Annotated in this window: 3 protein-coding genes and 2 pseudogenes; 4 read left to right on the top strand and 1 reads right to left on the bottom strand. The window is 59.6% G+C overall.

Translation table 11 applies throughout. The features are described 5' to 3' along the window. The 4 genes and pseudogenes from LPA34_RS26765 to LPA34_RS26750 form a co-directional block, all read left to right on the top strand. On the top strand, window positions 1–104 hold a 104-nt coding region (locus tag LPA34_RS26765), incomplete at its 5' end, for a 4Fe-4S dicluster domain-containing protein (protein WP_228984149.1). A gap of 263 nt (window positions 105–367) precedes the next feature. Continuing rightward, window positions 368–1,132 (top strand): SDR family NAD(P)-dependent oxidoreductase, encoded by a 765-nt coding sequence (locus LPA34_RS26760; protein ID WP_228984145.1) that lies wholly within the window; start codon window positions 368–370, stop codon window positions 1,130–1,132. Window positions 1,133–1,161: 29 nt separating this feature from the next. Next, window positions 1,162–2,342: pseudogene (locus tag LPA34_RS26755) on the top strand (acetyl-CoA C-acyltransferase). A gap of 16 nt (window positions 2,343–2,358) precedes the next feature. Next, window positions 2,359–3,498, top strand: coding sequence for an acyl-CoA dehydrogenase (locus LPA34_RS26750; protein ID WP_228984143.1), 1,140 nt, complete (start codon window positions 2,359–2,361; stop codon window positions 3,496–3,498). A 376-nt stretch (window positions 3,499–3,874) separates the two neighbouring features. Here LPA34_RS26750 and LPA34_RS26745 read toward each other — a convergent pair. Beyond that, a pseudogene (locus LPA34_RS26745) lies at window positions 3,875–4,047 on the bottom strand (electron transfer flavoprotein subunit alpha/FixB family protein); the annotation flags it as partial.

Below are 4,047 nucleotides of genomic sequence, written 5' to 3'. Positions count from 1 at the left end.
AGAACTGCGTGCACTGCAAGACGTGCGACATCAAGGACCCGACGCAGAACATCGTGTGGGTCACGCCCGAAGGCGGCGGTGGGCCGAACTATTCGAATATGTAGTGGAGCAGCTTGAAATACACAGAATTGATAACGTCGGTGCCAGCACGACGGGGCGCGGTATCGCAAAAGTCATTGCTTGCGCTGGTTTTGACATCACCCTGTCGATGTGAAAGCACAGCGCTTGAGGCAGCCGTGGCAGCAATGGGAGCGCGTCTCCAGAGGCTGGCCGACAAAGAGAAGCTGCCGTTTCTGGATTTTACTCATCGAAAGCAGACAACTGTCACCCACGACAGGCTTTTACGGTTCGAAAGGAGGGACGACGCGTGAAGATAGAAGGGAACGTATTTGTTGTGACGGGTGGCGGTTCTGGCCTGGGTGCGGCGACGGCTACGATGATCGTTCAGCGAGGCGGTAGCGTCATGCTGGCCGACATCAACGAGCAGGCGGGAATCGCTACGGCCAGGGCGCTAGGCTCCAGGGCTCGCTTCCTCCTTACTGACGTTACAAGCGAAGCAAGTGCCAGCGCTGCTTTTGCAGCTGCAGGCGAAATGGGAGCGGTGCGTGGGCTCATCAATTGCGCCGGAATTGCTCCCGCTGAAAAAGTGGTGGGGCGTGAAGGACCGCACACGTTCGAGTCGTTCGCGCGAACCATCGGCATCAATCTGGTGGGAACCTTTAACATGATTCGCCTTGCCGCTGCGGCCATGTCGGCCTCTGAGCCTGACGCAGCCGGTGAGCGCGGTGTCATCGTCAATACGGCCTCTGTCGCGGCATTCGACGGGCAGGTGGGGCAAGCCGCCTACGCTGCCTCTAAAGGCGGCGTGGTGGCCATGACCCTGCCTGTTGCGCGTGAGTTGGCCCGCCTCGGTATTCGGGTCATGACCATCGCTCCCGGCATCATGGAAACGCCAATGCTGACGAGCATGCCCGCCGAGGTTCAGGAATCCCTCGGAAAAATGGTTCCGTTCCCACCACGCATGGGTAAGCCTCTCGAATTTGCCGCGCTTGCGGAGCACATCCTGACGAATCAATACCTGAACGGCGAAGTCATTCGCCTGGATGGCGCTATCCGCATGGCCGCAAGATGATCAAGCAAGTTCCGTCCAGGCAAGATTCAATGAATAACGATCCAGTAGTAATTGTTTCAGTCGCGCGGACGCCCATGGGCGGCTTTCAAGGGGACTTGTCCGGCTTTAGCGCGCCGCAACTCGGAGGAGTCGCAATCAAGGCCGCCGTCGAGCGCGCGGGGATTGACGCCGCTCATGTCGAGGAAGTTGTCATGGGTTGTGTGCTGCCAGCCGGACTCGGGCAAGCCCCGGCGCGCCAGGCTAGCATCCATGCGGGGCTCCCTCTGTCTGTCGCGTGTTCGACGGTCGGCAAGGTCTGCGGCTCCGGCATGAAGGCCGCCATCGCTGCGCATGATGCGCTGGTGGCGGGCAGCAGCGAGGTGATCGTAGCCGGCGGCATGGAGTTCATGACCAACGCGCCGTATCTTCTGCCTAAAGCGCGGGGCGGGTTCAGGCTGGGCCACAGCCAGGTTATCGATCACATGTTCTTCGATGGATTGGAGGACGCCTATTTCGACAAAGGCCGCCTGATGGGGACTTTTGCAGAGGAATGTGCGACCAGCTATGGCTTCACGCGAGAGGACCAGGATGCTTATGCAACGTCATCGACGATCCGCGCGCAGGACGCGATAAAAACCGGCATGTTCGCGTGGGAAATTGCGCCTGTGACCGCTGCAGGAAAATCCGGGGACCGTCTGATCGAGCATGATGAGCAACCGCCCAAGGCTCGTCTCGACAAGATCGCCAGCTGAGGCCTTCCTTCAGGAAGGACGGCACGGTCACCGCCGCCAACTCGAGTTCCATTTCCGATGGTGCGGCCGCATTGGTCATGATGCGTCGATCCACTGCTGACAGACTCGGCGTCAAGCCAGTCGCGATGATCGTGGGTCATGCCTCTCATGCACAGGAACCCAGGTTATTTACGACTGCTCCGGTCGGTGCCATACAGAAACTGCTGTCCAGGACGGACTGGTCAGTCAATGACGTCGATGCATGGGAAATCAACGAGGCGTTTGCGGTCGTTGCGATGGCTGCCATAAGAGATCTCGAGCTCAACCGTTCGAAGGTCAATACGCATGGTGGCGCCTGCGCGCTCGGTCATCCCATCGGTGCATCGGGCGCCCGTCTTCTGGTGACGCTCATCGGCACACTCCGGAATAGTGGTGGCAAACGCGGCATCGCCAGCCTGTGTATCGGAGGCGGGGAAGCCACGGCCATTGAGATGCTTTGAATCCCGGGAGCACACAATGATCTTGACACAAGAACAGGAAATGATCCGCGACAGCATGCGGGCCTTCGCCGAAGAGCGGCTGGCCCCGCATGCCGGTGAGTGGGATCGCAATCACACGTTCCCCCTGGAAGCGCTGCGGGAGCTCGGCGCATTGGGCGCACTTGGTATGATCGTGCCAGAGGAGTGGGGCGGAGCCGGGATGGACTACATGAGCCTCGTGCTCGCGATCGAGGAAATTGCTGGAGGCGATGGGGCGACGTCGACCATTGTCAGCGTGCAGAACTCCCTCGCTTGTGGCATCACGCTCAAATATGGCTCAGATGCGCAGAAGGAGGAATGGTTAAAGCCACTGGCCCGGGGAGAACGCCTCGGCTGTTTCTGCCTGACTGAGCCGCACGTTGGATCCGACGCATCGGCCCTGCGAACCTCGGCGGTGCGGGACGGTGATCACTGGGTGCTGAACGGCGTCAAACAGTTCATTACCACCGGCAAGCACGCCGATGTGGCCATCGTCTTTGCCGTATCCGACAAGTCCGCTGGCAAGAAGGGCATTTCATGCTTCCTGGTACCCACCGTGACACCGGGCTACATCGTCGCCCGAATCGAGGACAAGATGGGTCAACACGCATCCGACACTGCGCAGATTGTTTTCGAAAATTGCCGTGTGCCGGCGAGCGCAATGATGGGTGCTGAAGGAGAAGGCTACAGGATTGCGCTCTCCAACCTTGAGGCCGGCCGCATTGGCATTGCTGCGCAATCGGTGGGTATGGCCCGGGCCGCATTAAATGCCGCAGTCAGATACGCTAAAGAGCGCGAGACTTTTGGCAAGCCCATCATCGAGCACCAGGCAGTCAGCTTCCGTCTCGCAGACATGGCAACAGCGCTGGACGCCGCGCGTCTGATGGTATGGCGGGCCGCCACGCTTAAGGACGCTGGTAAGCCTTGCTTGAAAGAAGCTTCGATGGCAAAGATGTTTGCGTCTGAAATGGCTGAGAAAGTGTGCTCGGATGCTGTCCAGATTCACGGCGGCTACGGATACCTTTCCGACTTCCCCGTCGAGCGCATTTACCGCGACGTGCGAGTGTGTCAGATCTACGAAGGCGCAAACGACATCCAGCGTATTGTGATCGGTCGAGCGATCGCCGAAACCTCGTGATCTCATCGAACCACTCGGCGCGCAACTGAATTGGCAGACATCGGAGCAACTGGCTGGATGGTTAGCTAGTTGTTTCGTGTCGGCGCCAGCGCGTCGCCGGGCTGAAACATCAGGTGGCGATGAACCATCGGTCGGGCAGTGGAAAACGGCTGGCGGCGAGGAGGGCTTCTACCATTCAAGCGATTGCAGTGCCCGTCGCGTCTGAATTTTTCGTGACAGAAAAGGCGCGACGCGCGTGCATGGCGACGCGAACTTCGTCGCCATGCACGTGGCGCTTTTCCTGAACACCTCTGGGGCTGACTTTGCCCCCATCAATCCGCATGCCGCGTAACCGATGGCAATTTCGCCGATGTTGGAACTGTTCAGGAACGCGTGCTTACAGGGCCGACGTGAACTCAGGCACAGCGGCAAACAGATCGCCCACCAGACCGTAATCGGCGACGCTGAAGATCGGCGCTTCCGGGTCCTTGTTGATCGCCACGATCACCTTCGAGTCCTTCATGCCCGCCAGATGCTGGATCGCACCCGAGATGCCCACCGCCACGTACA

Source organism: Paraburkholderia gardini, from assembly GCF_907164575.1.
Taxonomy (GTDB): Bacteria; Pseudomonadota; Gammaproteobacteria; order Burkholderiales; family Burkholderiaceae; genus Paraburkholderia; species Paraburkholderia gardini.
The sequence above is the reverse complement of the archived record's forward strand: the minus strand, read 5'-3'. Positions and strand labels throughout refer to the sequence as shown.

Bases quoted from the DNA above. Each gene is read 5' to 3' on its own strand.
- LPA34_RS26750 (WP_228984143.1), top strand. From the start codon at position 2,359: ATGATCTTGACACAAGAACAGGAAATGATCCGCGACAGCATGCGGGCC.